Origin of the sequence: Micromonospora matsumotoense (assembly GCF_900091525.1) — a bacterium.
In the GTDB taxonomy this organism is placed as follows: Bacteria; Actinomycetota; Actinomycetes; order Mycobacteriales; family Micromonosporaceae; genus Micromonospora; species Micromonospora matsumotoensis.
Genome location: NZ_FMCU01000007.1, coordinates 290,105 through 309,341, shown reverse-complemented (window position 1 = coordinate 309,341; position 19,237 = coordinate 290,105). Strand labels below are relative to the sequence as shown.

The following is a 19,237-nucleotide window of genomic DNA, read 5'->3' as shown; positions in this document are numbered from 1 at the left end:
GTCAGCCGGACGGCTGACCGCCTGCCCGACCGTCGGGCTGAGCCCTGTGGGGCGGGGCGGGTGAGGTGGTCCGGAGGGTGTCGGCCCGGGCGGCCCGGAACGCCGCCATCGCCGCCGACTCCCCGCGCAGCTCGGCCGGGTCGGCAGCGGCGCGGACCGCCGTCAGGAGCGCCACCAGTGGCCCGGTGCCGCCCGCCGGACCGGCGAGTGGCCCGCTGAGCAGTCGCTCGGCGGTTTCCTGATCCAGGCGGTGTCCGGTCATTTCGTGTCTCTCAGCGCCCCTGCGGTGTGGGACGTCACGCCCATTGGGGTGCAGGTGGCTCCTATCACAGCCGCCGGCGGCGGTGGCGCCGAATCTGCGTCGACATCCATACAGTAAGTGACCGGATCGTTCCTTTGGGTGTCAGACTCCGCTGGACAAGCCACATCGAGGAAGGCTGACACCATGCCGGAACGTGACACGCACAGTGACGAGCGCTTCGATCAGGTCGGCGACGAGGTGTCGGCGGCCGTCACCCGGGCGGCGTCGGTGCTGGAAGAGGAGCTGTCCGCCGGCATCGCCAGCGCCCGCCGCCTTCAGGAGAAGCTCACCGCCGACCGACGGGTCGACCCGGCCGCCTTCGACGAGGTGGCCGGCCGGGTCCGCAAGGACACCCACTCGCTGATCGACATGGTGGCCGCCCAGTTGCCGGCCGCCGGCGAGCGCGGCGAGCTGACCCGGCGCTACGCCGCCGACGCGCACGACGTGCTGGACAGCTTGATCGACCTGGCCCGGCTCGCCCCGGAACTGGCCAACGGGCTGATCGAGCGGGTGTCCTCGCAGGGCCGCCCCCCGGCCTTCGACGACGGCCCGGCACGCGTCCGGCGGCCCGCCGGGGCGCCGCCGGCCGGCGGCGAACCCGACCCGGTGTCCTGAGCAGATGGCTGCTCCCGGCCTCGACGACCCGGTCGAGGAGGTGCTGGACCGCTATCGGACCCGAACCATGGCGACCCTGCTGGCCCACCTGCCCACCGGTGGCCCCCGCTACCTCTACGACCTGGTCGCCGACTATCCGCGCCGCTCCGGCAAGGGGCTCCGGGCTGCGCTCTGCCTGGCCGCCTGCCGGCTTGCCGGGGACGGTGCCGAGGTGGACGAGGCGGCGGTCAACGTGGCCACCACCGTGGAGTTGTTCCACAACGCCTTCCTCATCCACGACGACATCCAGGACGGCAGTGAACAGCGGCGTGGCGCACCGACCCTGTCGGCCGAGCACGGCGTCGGGGTGGCCCTCAACGTGGGTAACATGACCAACCTGCTCGCCCTGGACCGGCTGATGGCCAACCGGGACGGCCTCGGCTCCGGCACCGCCTGGCAACTGGTCGAGGAGAGCCGGCTGATGCTGCGCCACTCGCTGGAGGGCCAGGCGATCGAGATCGGCTGGATCCGGGACAACGCCTGCGACCTCACCCCTGACGACTACTACCGGATGTGTCTGAAGAAGACCTCCTGGTACACCTGCATCTATCCCTGCCGCACCGGCATCCTGGCGGCCGGCGACGGTCGGCTACGTCGGGACCGGCTGGACCGTTACGGCTGGTATCTCGGCGCGGCCTTCCAGATCACCGACGACGTGTTGAACCTGGTGGGGGAGTACGCGGCCTACGGCAAGGAGATCGCCGGCGACCTGTGGGAAGGCAAGCGCACCCTGATCCTCATCGACTTCCTGGGGCGTTGCACCACCGGGGAACGGGCGCGGACGGTGGCGTTCCTCGGCACCCCACGTGCCGACCGTGCCGCCACCGACGTGCGCTGGCTGCACCGCCGGCTGATGGCGTACGACAGCGTCGAGGCGGCCCGCCGTAGCGCCCACGAACTGGCCGACGCGGCGTTGGCCGAGGGGCAGGCCGCGCTCGGTGACCGGGCCGGCACCGAGGACGGCCGCTTCCTGCTCGGACTGACCAGGTACGTTGTCGACCGTCCCCGGTGACCAGCCGGGGTCAGCCCATCGTCTTGGCGCCGTCGATCGACTCGCGGATGATGTCGGCGTGCCCGGCGTGCTGGGCGGTCTCCCCGATCACGTGCAGCAGCGTGCGCCGCACCGACCAGCTCGCGCCCGGCTCGAACCAGGGTGCCACCGGCAACGGGTGACTCACGTCGAGGTCGAGGGTGGTGATCAGCTCGTCGGTGCGGGCAGCCGTTTCGGCATACCGGGCGAGCAGGTCGGCCAGGGTGTCGTCGTCCGCCATCCGGAACATGCCGGTCCAGTCGACCGGCTCGCTCTCCATCGCCTCGGCCCCGCCGACCATGAACCGTGCCCACCGGTGCTCCACCATGGTCACGTGCTTGATCAGGCCGCCCAGGCACAGCTCGCTGGCGGTGCTGCGGGCCGCCGCCTGGGCGTCGGTCAACCCGCGCACGGTGTGCCGCAGGAAGCCGCGGTGCATGCCGAGGGCCTGCAGCAGGTCGGCCCGTTCACCGGTGAGCACCCGCTCCGAAATGGTCATCCCCGTCCACCCTCCGTGGTCGATGTCGTCGCCGACCACGCTAGGGCCACCCCCCGACACTCCCGGTGCACCACCCCGACGCCAGCGGTTGCCGATCCGGTCGCCGGGCGGTGCACTGGAACACATGGGAATGATCAGGGTGGGCACCTCGTCCTGGGCGGATCAGACGCTGCTGCGTTCCGGCTGGTATCCCCGGTCGGCGCGTACCCCGGCCCAGCGGCTGGGCTGGTATGCCGGGCAGTTCGGCCTGGTCGAGGTGGACACCTCGTACTACGCCATCCCGGTGCCGGCGACCACCAGCGGCTGGGCGGCCGCCACCCCGCCGGGGTTCACCTTCGACGTCAAGGCGTTCAGCCTCTTCACCGGGCACCCGACGCCGGTGCAGGTGCTGCCGAGGGACCTGCGGCCGGCCACCGGAGGGTCCCGGGTCCGCCGCCGGGACCTGCCCGAGGCGTCGTACGAGGAGCTGTGGGACCGGTTCCGGGCGGCGCTGGAGCCACTCGCGGCGGCCGACCGGCTCGGCGCGGTGCTGTTGCAGTTCCCGCCGTGGCTGGTGCGGGGGGAAGGTGCCCGGCGGCGGATCGCGGAGCTGGCCGACCGGTGCCGGCCGTGGCGGGTCGCGGTGGAACTGCGCCACGGGTCCTGGTTCGACGGCGTCGCGGCGGCCGAGACGGTGACGTTCCTGCGTGAGCACGACCTCAGCCTGGTCTGCGTCGACATGCCGCAGGGGCACCCCTCCTCGGTACCGCCGATCATGGTGGGTACCGCGGAGCCGGTGCTCGTCCGGATGCACGGCCACAGCGCGCACTGGGCGGACGGCAGCAAGGAGGACCGGTTCCGGTACGCCTACGCCGACGACGAACTGCGCCGCTGGGCCGACCTCCTGGCCGACCTGGCCGCCCGGTCCGGGGAGCTGCACGTGCTGTTCAACAACTGCTGCGCGGGTCAGGCCCAGCGGGACGCCGCCCGGCTGGCGGAGCTGCTGGGGGTGACCGTCACGACGGCGGCGGCCGGCCACTGACCCGGTTCACCGACCACGGCCGGCGTGCCGCCGGCCCAGGTCACCGACCCACGGCGGCGTGCCGCCGACCCGGGTACCGACCCACGACCGGCCACCGGCCCCACTGACCGACCCGCCGGTGCGGGACCCGCCGTCGACAGCCCGTCGGCAGGTCCCGCACCGGCCGGTCCCGGTCCGACGGTCAGCCGGCCATCGCCATCCGCCGACGGGCCCCCGTCGCGGCCAGCCGACCCATCGTCATCGGGGCGCCCATCAACCCACCGGCGCGACCGAGCATCCCCCGGAACACCTGGCCGGGCTTCTGCTGCTCGCCCATGTACGCCGTGACCACCACCAACGCCCCGGTCAGTGCCGGAATGGTCCACTGGAGGACCTTCATCTGCCGCTGCCGGTGCGCCACCTCGGTGGGCGTCTGGTAGTTGGGCTCGGTGGTCCCCGAGACCGGCGTGTTGCCGGCGTTCTGCAACTTCATGCCGATCAACCGGCTGTAGCCGGTCGCCGCGAGCGCGCTGACGGTCAGCGCCGTCTTCACCGCGCTCATCCGACCCACCCCGGACTGGGCCATCATCCGGGGGCTCTCGGTGGCCAGTTCGCCCACCGCGCCGGCCAGGTGCGCGCCGATCGCGGCCGCGTTGACCGGGGTCCACCGGGCCCAGCCGGCCGAGGCCACCGGGAGCCGTTGGGTCGAGTCGCTGATCCGTGCCGCCGCGCCGTTGACGCCCAGCGCTCCCATCAGGGAGCCACCGAACCAGGCCGCCAGGCCCAGGTCGTGCATCGAGCGCAGTGCGGTGTGTCGTTCAGACATCTGATCCCCCTCCACCGTGTGCGGGCGCAACGGCATACCCGGCACGGCGGCGGCTACGCACCCGACTCGGCCCGGTGCGGGACCGGGACCGGGATCAGCGGCGCGGCAGACCGGCGGCGAAGTCGGCCACCCGCCGGGTCAGCGGCAGCCCGGCCCGGACCCAGCGGAAGTGGTCCAGCGGGGCCCCCGCCTCGGCCACCGTGTACCGGTGCCGGGTGACCGGCGCGGCGGTGAGCTTGGCGCAGAGGTGGTCGACGACCGGGTGCGGGGTGTACTGGTCGTCGTCCACGCTGACCGCCAGCACCGGCAGGGTCAGCCGGCCCACGGCCGCTTCGCCGTCCACCCCGTCGAGGGTGGGGAGGCGGCCGGTCCGGGCGGTGCCCGCCCAGTCCCGGAGCACCCCGCGCGCCTGCCGGCCGCCGAACCCCCAGCCCGGCCAGACCCCGAGCACCCCGGCGACCGCCGCGATCCCCTGGGAGTACGGCAGCACGCCGTAGCCCCGCAGTCCCGGATAGCTGCGCCAGTAGGGGACACCGACGGCGAGCAGGGCGAGCCCGTCGACCCGGTCCGTGCCGTGCAGCGCCAGGTGCAGCAGGGCGGCCTGTCCGCCGAGGGAGTGCCCGAGCAGCAGCGTCGGACGGCCGTCCAGCCGGGGCTGCAGCGCGTCGAGGACCGCGCCGACGTCGGCGGCCAGCTCGCGGTAGCCGTACCGGCAGGCCCGCGAGGGTGGGGGAGTGCTGACGCCGGTGCCGCGCAGGTCGGCGACGATCACGGCCAGGCCGGCATCGCGCAGCGCGGTGGCGAACGGGCGGTAGTACCGGGCCCGGACCCCCATCGCCGGCCAGATCACCACCACCGGGCCCGCGGGCGCCCCGACGGGCTCCGGATACACCTGGATGCCGATCCGTGCGCCGTCGACGTCGACGAACTCCTGCGCGTATTCCAGCTCACCGCTCACCGACTCAGCCTACCGGCCGGTAATAACGGCTCCGTGCGCTGTCCCACCCCGTCCCCACCCTGCCCGTTCGGGCACTTCGGGCCGGTCGGCGCGGGGGCGGTCAGGCGGCCGCGGTGGCGACCTGGCCGATCCCGCTCACCGAGGCGTAGACGGCGGTGAGCTGTTCCGCCCAGTGCCGGAAGGAGTAGCGGACGCGGATCCGGTCCAGCGCCGCCGTGGCGTACGCGAAGCGGCGTACCCGGTCGGCGAGCAGCCGGCGGACCGCACCGCCCAGCGCCCGGGGGTCACGCGGCGGCACCAGGTCCCCGGTCAACCCGTCGACGACGCTGTCGGTGATCCCCCCGACGGCCGTGCCGACCACCGGCACGCCGCACGCCATCGCCTCCAACGGGGTACGGCCGAACGGCTCGTACCAGGGGGCGGCGACCAGGACGTCGGCGGAGCGGTACCAGGCCGCCAACTCGTCCCGGGGCACCGCCCCGACCAGCCGTACCCGGTCGGCGACCCCGCAGGACTCGGCGAGCGCGGTCAACCGGCGGGCGACGGCGTCGGCCGGCAGCAGCTCGGCGGGCGGCCCACCGACCACCACGCACTCGGCCTCGGGCACCGCCGGCAGCGCCCGGATCACGTCCTGGAAGCCCTTGCGGTCGCGCATCCGCCCGACGGTGAGCAGCCGGGGCCGGGCCGGGTCGCGCGGCGCGACCGGTCCCGTCGGCCCGAACAGGGTCTCGTCCACCCCGGCCGGCACCAGGGTCAGCTTCGACCGGGGCACCCCGAGGCGGACCAGCTCCCCCAACTCGTCGTGCGACTGGACGACGACCCGGTCGGCGGCCCGCCCGATGGCGCGTTCGTAGCCGATCCGACCCCGGGGGCCGGGGTCCCGGCCACCCGAGCGGCGTCGGTGCGCGCTGCCCAGGTCGTGATAGGTCAGCACCACCGGAGTGTTGGTCCGGCGACCGGCGTGCAGGGTGGCCATTCCGCTCAGCCAGAAGTGGGCGTGCGCCACGTCCGGCCGCCAGCCGCCGTGCTGCCACTGCTCGGCCAGCCAGCGGCCGAACTCGCCCAGGTGCGGCAGGAGTTGGTCGGTCGGCACCGGCCGGGCCGGGCCGGCCGGCACGTGCCACACCTGGTATCCGGCCTCGGTCGACACGGTGTCGGGTGGCGTGGGGGAGTCCCGCCGGGTGTAGACCCGCACCTCGTGGCCCTCGGCGACCAGCGCCGCCGCCTGCTCCGCGACGTGCAGGTGCTGCCCACCGGCGTCCTGTCCGCCGGCAGTGGCGAGCGGGCTGGCGTGCCTCGAGACCATCGCGATGCGCATGCTTCCTCCTCCGTGGGCCGGTCGCCGGCGAGGCGGTGCCGGTCGCGCCGACCCCCGGCCGCGCACCGGCCCCCGCGCACCGGGTGCTCGACCGCCGGTCAGGAGCCGATGCCCGGACGTCGCGCACCGCCCTGCATGTCGAACCAGTTGCCCAGCACGGGGGCGGTAAACATCAACTTTCCGTGCCCGTCCGACCGCCCTGCGTGGGCCGGGGGCCGGGCCGGGGGTCGGGCCAGGCGCGGCACGGCCGGGCCGGCCGCTGCCGCGACGGGGTGGCTGCTCACCGCCCGTCGGGCAGCATTCCCGGCCCGAACACCTCGTAGCCGATCCGCTCCACCGGTACGCCCCGGCGCAGCAGGTCGCCCCGGACCCGGTTCATGAACGGCAGCGGTCCGCAGAGGTGCACGTGCGCGTCCGGAGGGAGCGGGATCAGTTCCGGCTCGATCCATCCCCGGGACACCTGGGCGACCGTCGGTGGGGTGTCGTCCCCGGCGGTGCTCTGCTCGTACCAGAGCCGTAGTTGCAGCCGGGGCAGCTGGGCGTGCAGCGCGACCAGCTCGGCCCGGTGGGCGTGGGCGGCGGCGTCCCGGTCGGCATGGGCCAGCACCACCGGCCGGTCCGGCGCGGTGGCCGCCAGGTGCTCCAGGGCGGACATCGCCGGGGTGAGGCCGATCCCGGCGCTGACCAGCAGCAGCGGCCCGTCCCCGGCTACCGCGCTGACCTCGCCGAACGGTGGGCTCAGCCGCAGGATGTCGCCGGTGGCGACGCGCTCGTGCAGGAAGCGGGAGACCAGCCCGTCCGGGGCGCCGCCGGTGCCGTGAACCCGTTTGACGGTGATCCGCCAGTGGTCGGCGGCGGGGCGGCCGGAGAGGCTGTACTGACGGATCTGCCGGCCGCGCCCGCCGTCGAGGTCCACCGCGACCGAGACGTACTGCCCGGGGACGAAGTTCGGCACCGGGCCGCCGTCGACCGGGACGAGCACGAACGAGACGACGTCGGTGGCTTCCGGGGTCACCCCGGCGACCCGCCAGTCAGACCACACCGCGCCGTCCCCGGCCAGCCCCGAGACCGTGTACAGGCGGGCCTCCCGGGCGACGAGTTCGCAGGCCATCAGCCAGTACACCTCGTCCCAGGCGGCGGCGACCTGCGGGGTGACCGCCGCGCCGAGCACCTCGTCGATGGCGGCCATCAGGTGCCGACCCACCAGTGGGTACTGGCCGGCGGTGATGCCGAGCGAGGCGTGTTTGTGTGCGATCCGGTCCAGGATCGCCGTCCACCCCGTCGCATCGACGCCGGTGAGGTGCCCGGCGTACGCGACGACGGAGGCGGCCAGGGCCGCCTGCTGTCGGCCGGTCGCCTGGTTGCCCCGGTTGAACAGGTTCAGCAGTTCCGGGTGGGCGGTGAACATCCGGGCGTAGAACCGGCCGGTGATCTGGTCGGCGTGGGCCCGGACCACGGGCAGGGTGGCGGTGACGACGGCGGCGGACGACTCCGAGAGCACGGCTCCTCCTCAGTTCGGCTACAGAGGACACTCAAACAGGAATCTCAAAGTCCTCTTAAGGGCCGAAAGTCCCGGGTCGTGGACGAGGCGGTTCCGGCCGTCCGACCCTGTCCGCCGCCGATGGCCCTGGCTAGGGTCGGGTGGTGAAGCTCAACCGGTCGACGGACATGGCCCTGCGGATCGCCATGCTCACCGCACCCGCGTCGGCCCGGACCACCGTCGACGAACTGGCCGACCGGCTGGACCTGCCGCGCAGCCACGTGGCCAAGGTGGTACAGCGGTTGCAGCGGACGGGGGTGCTGGTCACCGTCCGGGGCCGCTCCGGCGGGGTGGCCTTCGCCGAGGGGGCCGAGCGGATCACCGTCGGCCGGGTCGTGCGCGCCTTCGAGGGGGAGGGTGAGGTGGTCTCCTGCGAGGAGTCCGGCTGTGCCCTGCGCGTCGGTTGCCGGCTGCGGGTCCAGCTCCGCCGCGCCCAGACGGCCTTCCTCGCCGTCCTCGACGAGGTGCCCCTGAGCGACCTGGTCGACGACCCTGCGGCCACCCTGCTGCTCACCCTCGCCCCGCCCGCTCCCGAGGCGACCTGAACCCGCGTCGGCGCTCCCCGTGCTTTCCCCACGCCCGGCCGGCAGCGGAGCGAGCTGAGCGGCTCCTGAGCGGCCCGGTCGGCATAGCGAGCTGAGCGGCCCGGTCTGCAGAGCGGCCTGAGCGGCCCGGCCGGCGGCGGTGGGCGGGAGAAGTCCCGGTGGGCGGGAGAAGTCCCGGTGGGCGGGAGAAGTCCCGGGCGGGGGCGGCTGGGCGTGGCGCGGGCGGTGCGGCCGGTGGGAGCGAGCCTGCTGGTCGCTCCCACCGGCCGTCGGTTCAGCTGACCCGGACCGTGCCGTCCGTCGACCGGACGCAGGCGACCGTGCGGGCGGCGGTCGCCGCCGCGCCGGTCAGGCACCGGCCGAGCACCTGGTGCCCGGCCGCGCTCGGGTGCCAGGACTCCTGGCAGGTCTGGAAGTACGTCCCGCAGGTGTTCGCGATTCGCTGGATGTCCAGCTTGTCGTAGCCGGAGAGGCTGGTCACGAAGACACCCGAGGTGCCGTCCTGGAGCCGGATCGGGGTGGCCAGCGCGTTGCCGGGGCTGCCCGCCGACTCGCAGAGCCGGGCGCCGTCGAAGGCCCGCTGGACGTTGAGGTAGACCAGGTCGGCGGTGGGGAACTCGGCGGACAGCGTGCTGCGTACCGAGCTCACCAGGGTGCCCAGGCCCTGCGAGAAGCGCTGGCCGGGGGCGAGGCTGGCCCGGTGGATCGGGCAGCCGGCGGCGTACCGCTCGGCACCCAGGTCACGGAACTTGTCCCGGGTGTCGTCCCGGCTGTCCTCCTCCCAGTAGGTCGAGGCCAGTTCCGGCGGCAACGGGTTGGTGTAGTCCTGGAAGACGATCCGGTGCTGGCCGTCGGCGTCGATCTGGTCCAGCGTGGTGAGGATCTGCCGGACCGCCGCCGTGGTCTCCGCGGTGGCCGCGTTGACCTGGGCGGCGGTGGCCAGGTCGGCATCGGAACAGGGCTTCTGCTCCACCGGCCCGCCCAGGTACGCCCAGAACTCCCACCACCCGGTCCAGGCGTCGGCGATGAACCGGTTCGCGCACTTCTCGGCGACGGTGCCGAAGGTGAACGAGCTGTTGTTCGAGCCGAGGCCGACCAGCACCAGGTCGATGTCGTGGGTCTGCCCGACCGCGCGCAACTGGTCGAGCTGGGCGGCGACCTGCCGACCCTTGGCCCGGCTGGCCGAGGCGTTGGCGATGTCGTAGGGCTGGCCACCGGAGCAGGCGAGGTTGAACCGGTCGGTGATCCCCGGCAGCTCCGCCTTGAACAGTGAGGCGTTCGGTGAGCGGTGGCAGAAGTACGCGTTGTTGTTCGCCGCCGACCAGCCCGGGAACGGCTGGGCCACCCCGTTGAGGTCGGTCACCGGCGCGTACGCCCCGGCGCCCTCGCCGCTGATGAAGCTGTCGCCGAGGGCGACCGCGGCGGTGGGCAGGGCGGCGGCGGCCGGTGCGGGTGGGCCGACGGCGACCGGTAGGGCGGCCGTGGCGACGGTGAGGATCGCCGCGAGGGCGGTCCGACGGAACCTGGACATGACGTCCCCCATCTGTCCATGGAAATGTGAAAGATCCTTCCGGGCCGGATCAGATCACTTGGCGAGATGGACGTCAATGCCTCGTAACACGATCGTCGAATGGCGGAAACGGTCGTTTCCGACCCCGCGTGCAACCGGCCGGGGAAGGCCCCGGAGGTCGGCGGTGTTGTCTCCGGCAGACGCGCAACCGCAGTCCGACGTGGGGCTGCACGCCACTGTCGGGACGTACGGCTACGCTCGCTGCGGCACGCCGCGCGTGGAGATCGAGACGGTGAGCGGCACCACACCGCCGAGACCGGGGAGTACGACCAGTTGACCGCACAGCCTGAGACCCTCTACGGGGCAGACGACCTCACCCACCTGGAGGGCCTGGACGCCGTCCGCAAGCGTCCCGGCATGTACATCGGCTCCACCGACAGTCGTGGCGTGGGTCACCTCGTCAACGAGATCCTCGACAACTCCACCGACGAGGGTGTCGCCGGCCACGCCGGCGCGGTCGAGGTGATCCTGCACGCCGACGGCTCGGTGCAGGTCGACGATGACGGCCGGGGCATCCCGACCGACGTGCACGCCAAGTCCGGCATCTCCGGGGTCGAGCTGGTGCTCACCCGGCTGCACGCCGGTGGCAAGTTCGGCGGCTCCGGCTACAAGACCTCGGGCGGCCTGCACGGCGTGGGCGCCTCCGCGGTCAACGCGCTGTCGCGCCGGTTCGACGTGACCGTCCGGCGCGCCGGCAAGGTGCACGCGATGTCCTTCCGGCACGGCGTGCCCGGCGTCTTCACCGGCGAGGGTCCGGACGCCCCGTTCACCCCCGGCCCCGGCCTCCAGGTCGTCGGGACGATGAAGCGCGGCCAGCGCACCGGCACCTCGATCCGTTACTGGCACGACGCCCGTTACTTCGAGACCGGCGCCCGGCTGGACGTCGACGCCGTCCGGATGAAGCTGCGCAACACCGCCTTCCTGGTCCCCGGGGTCGACTACCGGCTGCGCGACGAGACCGCCGAGGAGTCGGTCGAGGAGCGCTTCCACTTCCCCAACGGGCTCACCGACATGGTGGAGTTCCTGGCCCCGGCCGGTGACCGGCCGGTCTCCGGCACCCTGCTGGTCACCGGCGAGGGGACCTACCGGGAGAACGCCGCCGACGCCAACGGCGTGATGCAGTCCAACGTGCAGCGCCGGGCCGAGGTCGAGATCGCGTTCCGGTGGGGCACGGGCTACGAACGCACCGTCGAGTGCTTCACCAACACCATCCGCAACGCGCACGGCGGCACCCACCGCAAGGGCTTCGAACGGGCGCTGACCCGGACCCTGGCCGATGCCGTCCGCAACACCCGGGGGCTGCTCAAGCCCAAGGAGGACCCGCCCACCCTGGACGACGTCCTGGAGGGGATGACGGCGGTGCTGCACGTGCGCATCCCGGAGCCGCAGTTCACCTCGCAGACCAAGGACGAACTCTCCACCGCCGGCATCACCAAGGTGCTCCAGACCCTGGTCGAGCAGCACGTCAAGGCGTGGCTGGAGGACAAGCGCAGCAAGGCCGAGGCGCGTACGGTGCTCCAGAAGATCGTCGACGCGGCCCGGGTGCGGCTGACCCAGAAGCAGCAGAAGGACGCCGCCCGGCGCAAGACCGCCCTGGAGGGTGCGTCGATGCCGGCCAAGCTGGTCGACTGCCGCGCCACCGGGGTGGACCGCAGTGAGCTGTTCATCGTGGAGGGGGACAGCGCCCTGGGGTGTTTTACCGGCGACACCATGGTCGCGCTCGCCTCCGGCGAGGCCCGATCCTTCGCCGACCTGGCAGCGGACTGGCAGCGCGGGGTGACCCATTTCGGCTACACCACCAACAAGGCGGGGCGCGTGGTGGTCGCTCCGCTGGTGGAGCCACGCCTCACCAAGAGCGCTGCCAGGCTCGTCCGGGTGGACCTCGACAACGGCGCGTCGGTCCGCTGTACACCGGATCACCTTTTCCGGCTGCGCGACGGTTCCTACCGACGGGCCGATGCCCTGACCCCCGGTGACTCACTGATGCCCCTGTACCGGAGCATTTCCAGTAAGGCCGAGGGGCACAAGCTGCGCGGGTACGAGCGGATCTGGATGAACGACCGGGAGGAGTGGGTCTACACCCACTACCTCGCGGACGCCTGGAATCTTCGTCACGGTCGTGACAGCGCGACCAACGGCAACGTCCGTCACCACATCGACATCAACAAGCGCAACAACGATCCACGAAACATCCAAAGGATGACCTGGGCCGACCACTCGGCACTGCACGCCGCGATGATGGGTGAACACGTCCACGCGGGCTGGCGGGAGTGGTTTGCCAACGGCGGCCGGGAGTTTAAGTCGGCCATGCTCAGCGCGCAGTGGCGCGATCCCGCATTCCGTGAGGCGTGCCTCGCCCGGCTGTTCGCGCTCAACGAGTCACCCGAATTTCGGGCCAAGCTGAACAAGGGCTTTCAGGACTGGTACGACGCGCTCGGTGACGAGGAAAAGGCCGCTTATGCCGACCGGATGCGGGACCGGCAGGCACAGTACTGGTCACAGCCCGAGCACCGCGAGGCCGCTGCGGAGCGCGTCCGGAACTATTTCTCGGACCCTGCTCGTCGTTCCGAATGGCGGGCGCGTTCGGTGCGGCAGTGGGACAACTCGGAGTTGCGTGCCCGGCGTTCACGGAAGACCGTCGAACAATTCAGCGATCCCGCCGAGCGGGAACGCCAGCGCAACGCGGTGCGGACCTGGCACGAGGAAAACCCTGAATTCGGGGCCCGACACTCACGGTTGATGAAGCAGCGACTGGCAGACCCGGGTACCGGTCACCTTGCCAAGGCGCAGGCCGGTCGGGCGGCCTACGTCGCCAACGTGCCCAGGGCAGAGCGGGTTGGACGCCAACAGGAGGGCAGGCGGCGGGCCGCGCTCAAGCGGCTCACTCCGCTGCTGGTGCTGCCGGATGCGGAACTGGCGGCGGCGTACGAGGCTGAGCGGCTGAGGTTCCCACGCACGGGACTCCGGTTCGACCGGCTCCTGGCGCTCTACGACGGCGATTACGCCCGCCTCCGGGAGGCGGTCAATCTGGTGAATCACCGTGTCGTGTCCGTCGAGCCGCTTGACGAGACAGCAGACGTCTACGACCTGACGGTCGAGGGCTACCACAACTTCGCCCTCGAAGCCGGCGTCTTCGTCCACAACAGTGCGCGGGTCGCTCGTACCTCGGAATATCAGGCGCTATTGCCAATTCGCGGCAAGATCCTCAACGTGCAGAAGGCCAACCTCCAGCAGGTGCTCGACAACGCCGAGTGCGCGGCGATCGTGCAGGTGCTCGGGGCCGGCTCGGGGCGTACCTTCGACCTGTCCTCGCTGCGCTACGGCCGGGTGCTGATCATGGCGGACGCCGACGTGGACGGCGCGCACATCCGGACCCTGCTGATCACCCTCTTCGCCCGCTACATGCGACCGCTGATCGAGGCCGGCCGGCTCTACGCCGCGATGCCGCCGCTGCACAAGATCACCACGAAGGGGCGCAGCCCGCAGACCACCTACACCTACACCCAGGCCGAGATGGAGGCGACGGTCCGCAAGCTGGAGAAGGCCGGCAAACAGATCGTCACCCCGATCCCGCGCTTCAAGGGCCTCGGTGAGATGGACGCCGACGAATTGTGGGACACCACGATGAACCCGGCCACCCGGGCGGTCCGCCGGATCACCCTCGACGACGTCGACGCCGCCGAGCGCATCCTCGAACTGCTGATGGGCGAAAAGGTCGAACCGCGCCGCAACTGGCTGATCGACTCCTCCGACCGGGTCGACCGGGACGCGATCGACGCATGACCAGCACCGTGGCCGCCGCACCCCCGGAAGAGAGCTGAACGATGGCACGCCGTAAGGACGACCGCGCCAAGGCGGACCTGTCCGCCTTCGACCAGGCCGGCGCTCGGGTCTTCGACAACCCGCTGGTCACCGAGGTCTCCGACTCCTACCTGGAGTACGCCTTCTCGGTCATCCACTCCCGCGCCCTGCCCGACGCCCGCGACGGTTTGAAGCCGGTGCACCGCCGCATCCTGTGGTCGATGCACGAGCAGGGCCACCGCCCCGACCGGGGGCACGTGAAGTCGGCCCGGATCGTCGGCGACGTTATGGGCAAGTACCACCCGCACGGCGACACCGCGATCTATGACGCGATGGTCCGGCTCGCCCAGGACTTCTCGCTCAACGCGCCACTCATCGACGGGCATGGGAATTTTGGTAGCCCCGACGATGGCCCGGCAGCGGCGCGTTACACCGAGGCCCGGCTGTCCCGGGAGGCGATGCTGCTCGTCGGCGAGCTGGGCGAGGACACCGTCGACGTCGAGCCCAACTACGACGGCTCGCTGACCCAGCCCACCGTGCTGCCCGCCGCCTTCCCCAACCTGCTGGTCAACGGGGCGTCCGGGATCGCGGTCGGGATGGCCACCAACATGATCCCGCACCACCTCGGCGAGGTGGTCACCGCCGCCCGTTGGCTGATCAACCACCCGGACGCCGACCTCGACAAGCTGATGGAGTTCGTCCCCGGCCCCGACCTGCCCACCGGCGGTCTGCTGCTCGGCCTGGACGAGGTGCGCCGGGCGTACGAGACCGGGCGCGGCGTGGTGCGGATGCGCGGCCGGGTGGAGATCGGCCCGCTGGAGGGCAGCCGGGGCCGGCAGGCGATCACCGTGGTCGAGCTGCCCTACGGCGTCGGCGCGGAGAAGGTCATCGCGGCGATCACCAACGAGGTCAACAAGACCAAGCGGCTCACCGGGATCGCCGACGTCAAGGACCTCACCGACCGGGAGAGCGGCACCCGGCTGGTCGTCGAGTGCAAGGTCGGGGTCAACCCGCAGGCGTTGCTGGCCGACCTCTACCGGCTCACCCCGCTGGAGCAGTCCTTCGGCATCAACAACCTGGTGCTGGTCGACGGCCAGCCGCGCACCCTCGGGCTGAAGGCGCTGCTGGAGGTCTTCCTGGCCCACCGCTACGAGGTGGTGACCCGGCGCAGCGCATACCGCCGGCGCAAGCGGGAGGAGCGGCTGCACCTGGTCGACGGCCTGCTGATCGCCCTGCTCGACATCGACCGGGTGGTCAAGCTGATCCGGGCCAGCGACGACGCCCAGGCCGCCAAGGACGGCCTGATGCAGAAGTTCAGGCTCTCCGAGATCCAGGCGACCTACATCCTGGACACCCCGCTGCGCCGGCTGACGAAGTACGACCGGATCGAGCTGGAGGCCGAGCAGGAGAAGCTGCGCGGGGAGATCGCCGCGCTGTCCAAGATCCTCGACGATCCGAAGGTGCTCCGGAAGGTCGTCTCCGACGAGCTGGCCGCGGTGGTCAAGCAGTTCGCCGCGCCACGGCGTACCACCCTGGTCGACGGGGACCTGAAGGAGGTGCTCGCCGCGTCCGCGCCGGCCGGCCCGCTGGAGGTGGCCGACGACCCGTGCCAGGTGATCCTCTCCGCTACCGGGCTGGTCGCCCGCACCGCAGCCGAGTCGGAGGAGGCGTCCGAGGGGCGGCGGCGCAACGGCCGGGTCAAGCACGACACGGTACGCGCGGTCGCGCACACCACCGCCCGGGGTCGGGTGCTCCTGGTCACCAGCGCCGGCCGGGCCTTCAAGGTCGACGTGTTGCCGCTGCCGGTGCTGCCCGAACAGGCCGGCACGGTGTCGCTGCGGGGTGGCATGGCCGCCGCCGAGCTGGTCCCGTTGGAGGCGGGGGAGACGGTGATCGGGCTGGCGCCGCTCGGCCCGACCGCGCAGGGCTCCCCGGGGTTGGCGCTGGGCACCCGGCAGGGGGTGGTCAAGGTCTGCGCCCCGGAGTGGCCGGTCCGCTCGGACGAGTTCGAGGTGATCTCGTTGCGGACGGGCGACGAGGTGGTGGGGGCGACCTGGCTGACCGACGACACCGAGACGCTGGTGTTCGTCAGCAGCGAGGCGGCCCTGCTGCGGTTCGCCGCCACGCTGATCCGCCCGCAGGGGCCCAAGGGCGGTGGAATGGCCGGGATCAACCTGCCGGCGGGTGCCCGGGTGGTGTTCTTCGGCGCGATCCGCACCGACGACGACGCGCACGGGGAGCCGATGGTGGTCACCTCCACCGGGGCCACGGTCAAGGTGACGCCGTTCGCGTCGTACCCGCCGAAGGGGAGGGCGACCGGCGGGGTGCGGGCGCAACGCTTCCTCAAGGGTGAGACGGACCTGGTGGTGGCCTGGATCGGCGCGCGGCCGGTCGGGGCGACGGTGACCGGTGATCCGGTGGAGCTGCCACCGGCCGATCCGCGCCGCGATGGTTCCGGCTTCGCCGTCATGCTCGGCCCGACCGTCGTCGGTCACCTCATCGAACGCGACTGACGGCCGCCCGGCGGCCGGCGGTCGGCCGCCCGGTCGGCGTCAGGCGACGTCGACCGGGCGGAACTGGACGCTGACCCGGGGGCCGACCGGGCGGGTGGTCTTGGGGACGGCGTGCTCCCAGGTGCGCTGGCAGGAGCCGCCCATCACCACCAGGTCACCGTGGCCCAGCGGGAAGCGCAGCGTCCCGCCACCGCCCCGGGGGCGCAGCAGCAGCGGGCGGGGTGCCCCGAAGGACACGATCGCCACCATCGTGTCGGTGTGCGCGGAGCGGCCGATGGTGTCGCCGTGCCAGGCGACGCTGTCGCGCCCGTCGCGGTAGAGGCACATGCCGGCGGTGACGAAGGGCTCACCCAGCTCGGCCGCGTAGTGCCGGGTCAGCGCCGTGCGGGCGGCGGTGAGCAGCGGATGTGGCAGGGGGCGACCGTCGCCGTACCAGCAGAGCAGGCGGGGGACGTCGACCTGCGTGTCGTACATGGTGCGGCGCTCGGCCCGCCAGGGCACCCCGGTGCGCAGGGCGTCGAGGACGGCGTCGGAGCCGTGCACCCAGCCGGGCAGGTGGTCGACCCACGCGCCCCGGGTGAGCACCCGGCGGCGCAGCCCGGCCAGCGGGGTCAGCGTCGGGCCGGCATCGGCGAGGTCGAGCATCGACGGCTGGTAGGCGGCCTGCGACATGCCCGGCACCCTATCAGGGCTTTAGTACACCCGTACGATCGGCGATCCGGGTGAGGACCGCGTCGGCGACCCGGGCCCGGCCGTGCCCGTCGACGGTGGCCCAGGCGCGGGCCGCGAGCGCCGCCCGTCGCTGCGGTGACGCGAGCAGCGCGCGCAGCGTCCGCCCCGCCTCGGCCCGCGCGGTCCGGCCGGCCAGCCCCGACGCGACCAGGTCCGGCAGCTCACCGAGGCCGGCGGCGAGCCGGTGCGCCACCACCCGACGGTACGAGTCGCGCTGGTTGTCCACCACGCAGACCAGCGCGGCCGGCGCACCCAGACAGCACAGCTCCCAGGTGGAGGTGCCGGCGGCGCTCACCACCAGGTCGGCCGCGCCGATCAGCGTGGGCAGGGCGTCGGTCGGCGCGACGAGGTGCAGCGACTGTCCCCGCCCGGTGGCGACCTGCGTCAGTTCGGCCCCGATCTCCGGCCGGCCGACGACCACGGTCACCTCCATCGGGTGGCCGGTGCCGAGCAGCACCCGGGTCAGCACCGGGGCCGCGCCGACCGCGTCGGTGCCGCCGAAGAAGGCCAGCACCCGGGGCCGGTCCGTCGGGCCGGCCGGCGGTGGGGCGGCCGGCCGGGCGGCGGTCACCGCGTCACGCAGCAGCGCGTACCGGACCCCGGCCAGCATCCGCCCGTCGCCGGGTGCGCCGTCGCCGGGTGCGCGGTCGGCGGGATGCGCGTCGGCGGTGTCCGCGCCGAAGTTCTGGTCCAGGTAGAGGTCGGCGTCCTGGCCCCGGGTGTCGCCGTCGACGATGGCCAGGGTGACCACGCCGGCCGCGCGCAGCGCCCCGGCACCCGCCGGGTCCAACTCGTACGAGTCGAGCACCAGCGCGTCCAGGGCGTGCCGGTGGGCCGCCTCGACCAGCCCGGCGGGGGTGTCCGGACCGGGGTGGACCGGGATGCCGCGCGCGGCCAGTTGGGCGGCGGCCCAGCCGACCCGGTGCACCGTGCCGAACAACTCGACCCGGGCACCCCGGGCCAGGAACTCCTCGCCGAGGGCCAGGCAGCGGACCAGGTGCCCGACGCCGGTACGCGGGCCGGCGTCGCAGCGTAGCCCGATCCGTGGTGGGTTCAGGATTCCTCCAGCCGCTTCTGGCGTACCGAGGAGTTGAGGGTACGCAGGTCCGGCCGCCCGTCCAGCCAGTCGGCGAGTTTCGCCAGCGGCACGCTGACGTCGCCGAAGTGGTCGACGACCGCGCTGACCAGCGCCCAGTCCTGGTCGGTGTCGAGGGTGAGCCGCAGCCCGGACCGGTCCGGGGTGAGGGTCACCCCGAGCACCCGGAACAGCTCCGGCCGGGTGTACGCGTACGAGGTGACGTGCACCCGGTGGTGGCCGGTGGCGAGCCGGTCCAGGGTACGCAGCGCGTCCGCCCGGATGATCTCCACGTCCAGCCCCCGGGGCAGGGTACGGGCGATCGAGGTGCTGGCGTAGTCGAGCCCGGGGACCGCCCGGTATACCGCCGCCACCAGGCTGACGATCTCCGGGTCGAGCAGCGGGCAGTCCGCGGTGAACCGCATGACGGCGTCGCCGGGATGGGCGTCGAGCGCGCCGACGAACCGGCTCAGCACGTCGTCCACCGGCCCCCGGTGCACGGGCACGTCGAGCCGCGCGCACTCGGTGACCACCGCGTCGTCGACCGGGTCGACGCTGGTGGCGACCATCAGATCGGCGAGGACCCCGCTGTCCCGGGCGGCCCGGACCACCCGGCCGAGGACGCTGCGCCCGGCCAGCGGACGCAGCACCTTGCCGGGCAGCCGGGACGAGCCCATCCGGGCCTGCACGATCCCGACGATCCTGAGATCGGAGCCGGGTGGTACGACCGCACCCCGCCCGGGGGCGTCGGCCTCCCCGGGTCGGCCTGTCGTGGGGGTGCCGGCACTGCCGGGGCGGCCCGTCGCCGGCGTGTCGGCGCTCCCGGGTCGGCCCGTCGCCGGAGCGGCCACGCTGCCGGGGCGGCCCGTCGGCGG

At 72.9% G+C, this 19,237-nt stretch carries 15 protein-coding genes and 3 pseudogenes; 8 read left to right on the top strand and 10 right to left on the bottom strand.

Features of this window, described 5'->3' with window-relative positions; all coding sequences use genetic code 11:
* Position 1 precedes the first annotated feature (1 nt).
* The gene (locus tag GA0070216_RS17015) at positions 2–262 is read right to left on the bottom strand and encodes a hypothetical protein (protein ID WP_091246820.1); all 261 of its coding nucleotides are present in this window, start codon (positions 260–262) and stop codon (positions 2–4) included.
* A 183-nt stretch (positions 263–445) separates the two neighbouring features.
* Here GA0070216_RS17015 and GA0070216_RS17010 point away from each other — a divergent pair, with 183 nt between their 5' ends.
* A complete protein-coding gene (locus GA0070216_RS17010; RefSeq protein WP_176739000.1) occupies positions 446–916 on the top strand; it encodes a hypothetical protein in 471 nt (156 codons plus the stop codon).
* Between the two features lie 4 nt (positions 917–920).
* A complete protein-coding gene (locus tag GA0070216_RS17005; protein WP_091246818.1) occupies positions 921–1,967 on the top strand; it encodes a polyprenyl synthetase family protein in 1,047 nt (348 codons plus the stop codon).
* Between the two features lie 10 nt (positions 1,968–1,977).
* On the opposite strand, the gene GA0070216_RS17000 is transcribed toward GA0070216_RS17005, so the two are convergent.
* Positions 1,978–2,484 carry a DinB family protein gene (locus GA0070216_RS17000; protein ID WP_091246816.1) on the bottom strand — a complete coding sequence of 169 codons (507 nt, stop codon included), beginning with the start codon at positions 2,482–2,484 and terminating at the stop codon, positions 1,978–1,980.
* A gap of 124 nt (positions 2,485–2,608) precedes the next feature.
* Here GA0070216_RS17000 and GA0070216_RS16995 point away from each other — a divergent pair, with 124 nt between their 5' ends.
* Positions 2,609–3,505: a DUF72 domain-containing protein gene (locus tag GA0070216_RS16995; RefSeq protein WP_091246814.1), complete on the top strand. Its 897-nt coding sequence runs from the start codon at positions 2,609–2,611 to the stop codon at positions 3,503–3,505.
* 181 nt (positions 3,506–3,686) lie between these two features.
* Here the strand turns inward: GA0070216_RS16995 and GA0070216_RS16990 are convergent, their stop codons facing one another.
* The 4 genes from GA0070216_RS16990 to GA0070216_RS16975 form a co-directional block, all read right to left on the bottom strand.
* Entirely contained in the window at positions 3,687–4,310 is a 624-nt protein-coding gene (locus tag GA0070216_RS16990; RefSeq protein ID WP_091246812.1) for a hypothetical protein, read from the bottom strand.
* A gap of 94 nt (positions 4,311–4,404) precedes the next feature.
* Complete coding sequence (locus GA0070216_RS16985) at positions 4,405–5,268, bottom strand: alpha/beta hydrolase family protein (RefSeq protein ID WP_091246810.1); 864 nt, start codon at positions 5,266–5,268, stop codon at positions 4,405–4,407.
* Between the two features lie 100 nt (positions 5,269–5,368).
* Positions 5,369–6,586 carry a glycosyltransferase gene (locus tag GA0070216_RS16980; protein ID WP_091246807.1) on the bottom strand — a complete coding sequence of 406 codons (1,218 nt, stop codon included), beginning with the start codon at positions 6,584–6,586 and terminating at the stop codon, positions 5,369–5,371.
* Positions 6,587–6,866: 280 nt separating this feature from the next.
* Positions 6,867–8,087, bottom strand: a complete 1,221-nt coding sequence (locus GA0070216_RS16975) for a globin domain-containing protein (RefSeq protein WP_091246806.1) — start codon at positions 8,085–8,087, stop codon at positions 6,867–6,869.
* A gap of 143 nt (positions 8,088–8,230) precedes the next feature.
* Here GA0070216_RS16975 and GA0070216_RS16970 point away from each other — a divergent pair, with 143 nt between their 5' ends.
* Positions 8,231–8,671: an RrF2 family transcriptional regulator gene (locus GA0070216_RS16970; RefSeq protein WP_091246912.1), complete on the top strand. Its 441-nt coding sequence runs from the start codon at positions 8,231–8,233 to the stop codon at positions 8,669–8,671.
* 274 nt (positions 8,672–8,945) lie between these two features.
* Here GA0070216_RS16970 and GA0070216_RS16965 read toward each other — a convergent pair whose 3' ends face one another.
* Positions 8,946–10,202 carry an SGNH/GDSL hydrolase family protein gene (locus tag GA0070216_RS16965; RefSeq protein ID WP_091246910.1) on the bottom strand — a complete coding sequence of 419 codons (1,257 nt, stop codon included), beginning with the start codon at positions 10,200–10,202 and terminating at the stop codon, positions 8,946–8,948.
* Positions 10,203–10,514: 312 nt separating this feature from the next.
* On the opposite strand from GA0070216_RS16965, the pseudogene GA0070216_RS36425 reads away from it, so the two are divergent.
* The 4 genes and pseudogenes from GA0070216_RS36425 to GA0070216_RS16955 all read left to right on the top strand — a co-directional run.
* Positions 10,515–11,933 (top strand): annotated as a pseudogene (locus tag GA0070216_RS36425) (ATP-binding protein); the annotation flags it as partial.
* Positions 11,910–13,379, top strand: a pseudogene (locus tag GA0070216_RS36420) (ATP-binding protein); the annotation flags it as partial. The pseudogenes GA0070216_RS36425 and GA0070216_RS36420, both read left to right, overlap by 24 nt.
* 6 nt (positions 13,380–13,385) lie before the next feature.
* Positions 13,386–14,024: pseudogene (locus GA0070216_RS36415) on the top strand (toprim domain-containing protein); the annotation flags it as partial.
* 41 nt (positions 14,025–14,065) lie between these two features.
* Positions 14,066–16,555, top strand: a complete 2,490-nt coding sequence (locus GA0070216_RS16955) for a DNA gyrase/topoisomerase IV subunit A (RefSeq protein ID WP_091246799.1) — start codon at positions 14,066–14,068, stop codon at positions 16,553–16,555.
* A 39-nt stretch (positions 16,556–16,594) separates the two neighbouring features.
* Here GA0070216_RS16955 and GA0070216_RS16950 read toward each other — a convergent pair whose 3' ends face one another.
* The 3 genes from GA0070216_RS16950 to GA0070216_RS16940 are packed head-to-tail and all read right to left on the bottom strand — an operon-like array spanning position 16,595 to position 19,054.
* Positions 16,595–17,227 (bottom strand): alpha-ketoglutarate-dependent dioxygenase AlkB, encoded by a 633-nt coding sequence (locus GA0070216_RS16950; protein WP_091246797.1) that lies wholly within the window; start codon positions 17,225–17,227, stop codon positions 16,595–16,597.
* 13 nt (positions 17,228–17,240) lie between these two features.
* The gene (locus GA0070216_RS16945) at positions 17,241–18,344 is read right to left on the bottom strand and encodes a PseG/SpsG family protein (protein WP_091246909.1); all 1,104 of its coding nucleotides are present in this window, start codon (positions 18,342–18,344) and stop codon (positions 17,241–17,243) included.
* Positions 18,341–19,054, bottom strand: a complete 714-nt coding sequence (locus tag GA0070216_RS16940; RefSeq protein WP_281190437.1) for a glycosyltransferase family protein — start codon at positions 19,052–19,054, stop codon at positions 18,341–18,343. Before GA0070216_RS16940 ends, GA0070216_RS16945 begins: the two co-directional genes overlap by 4 nt.
* Between the last annotated feature and the right edge of the window lie 183 nt (positions 19,055–19,237).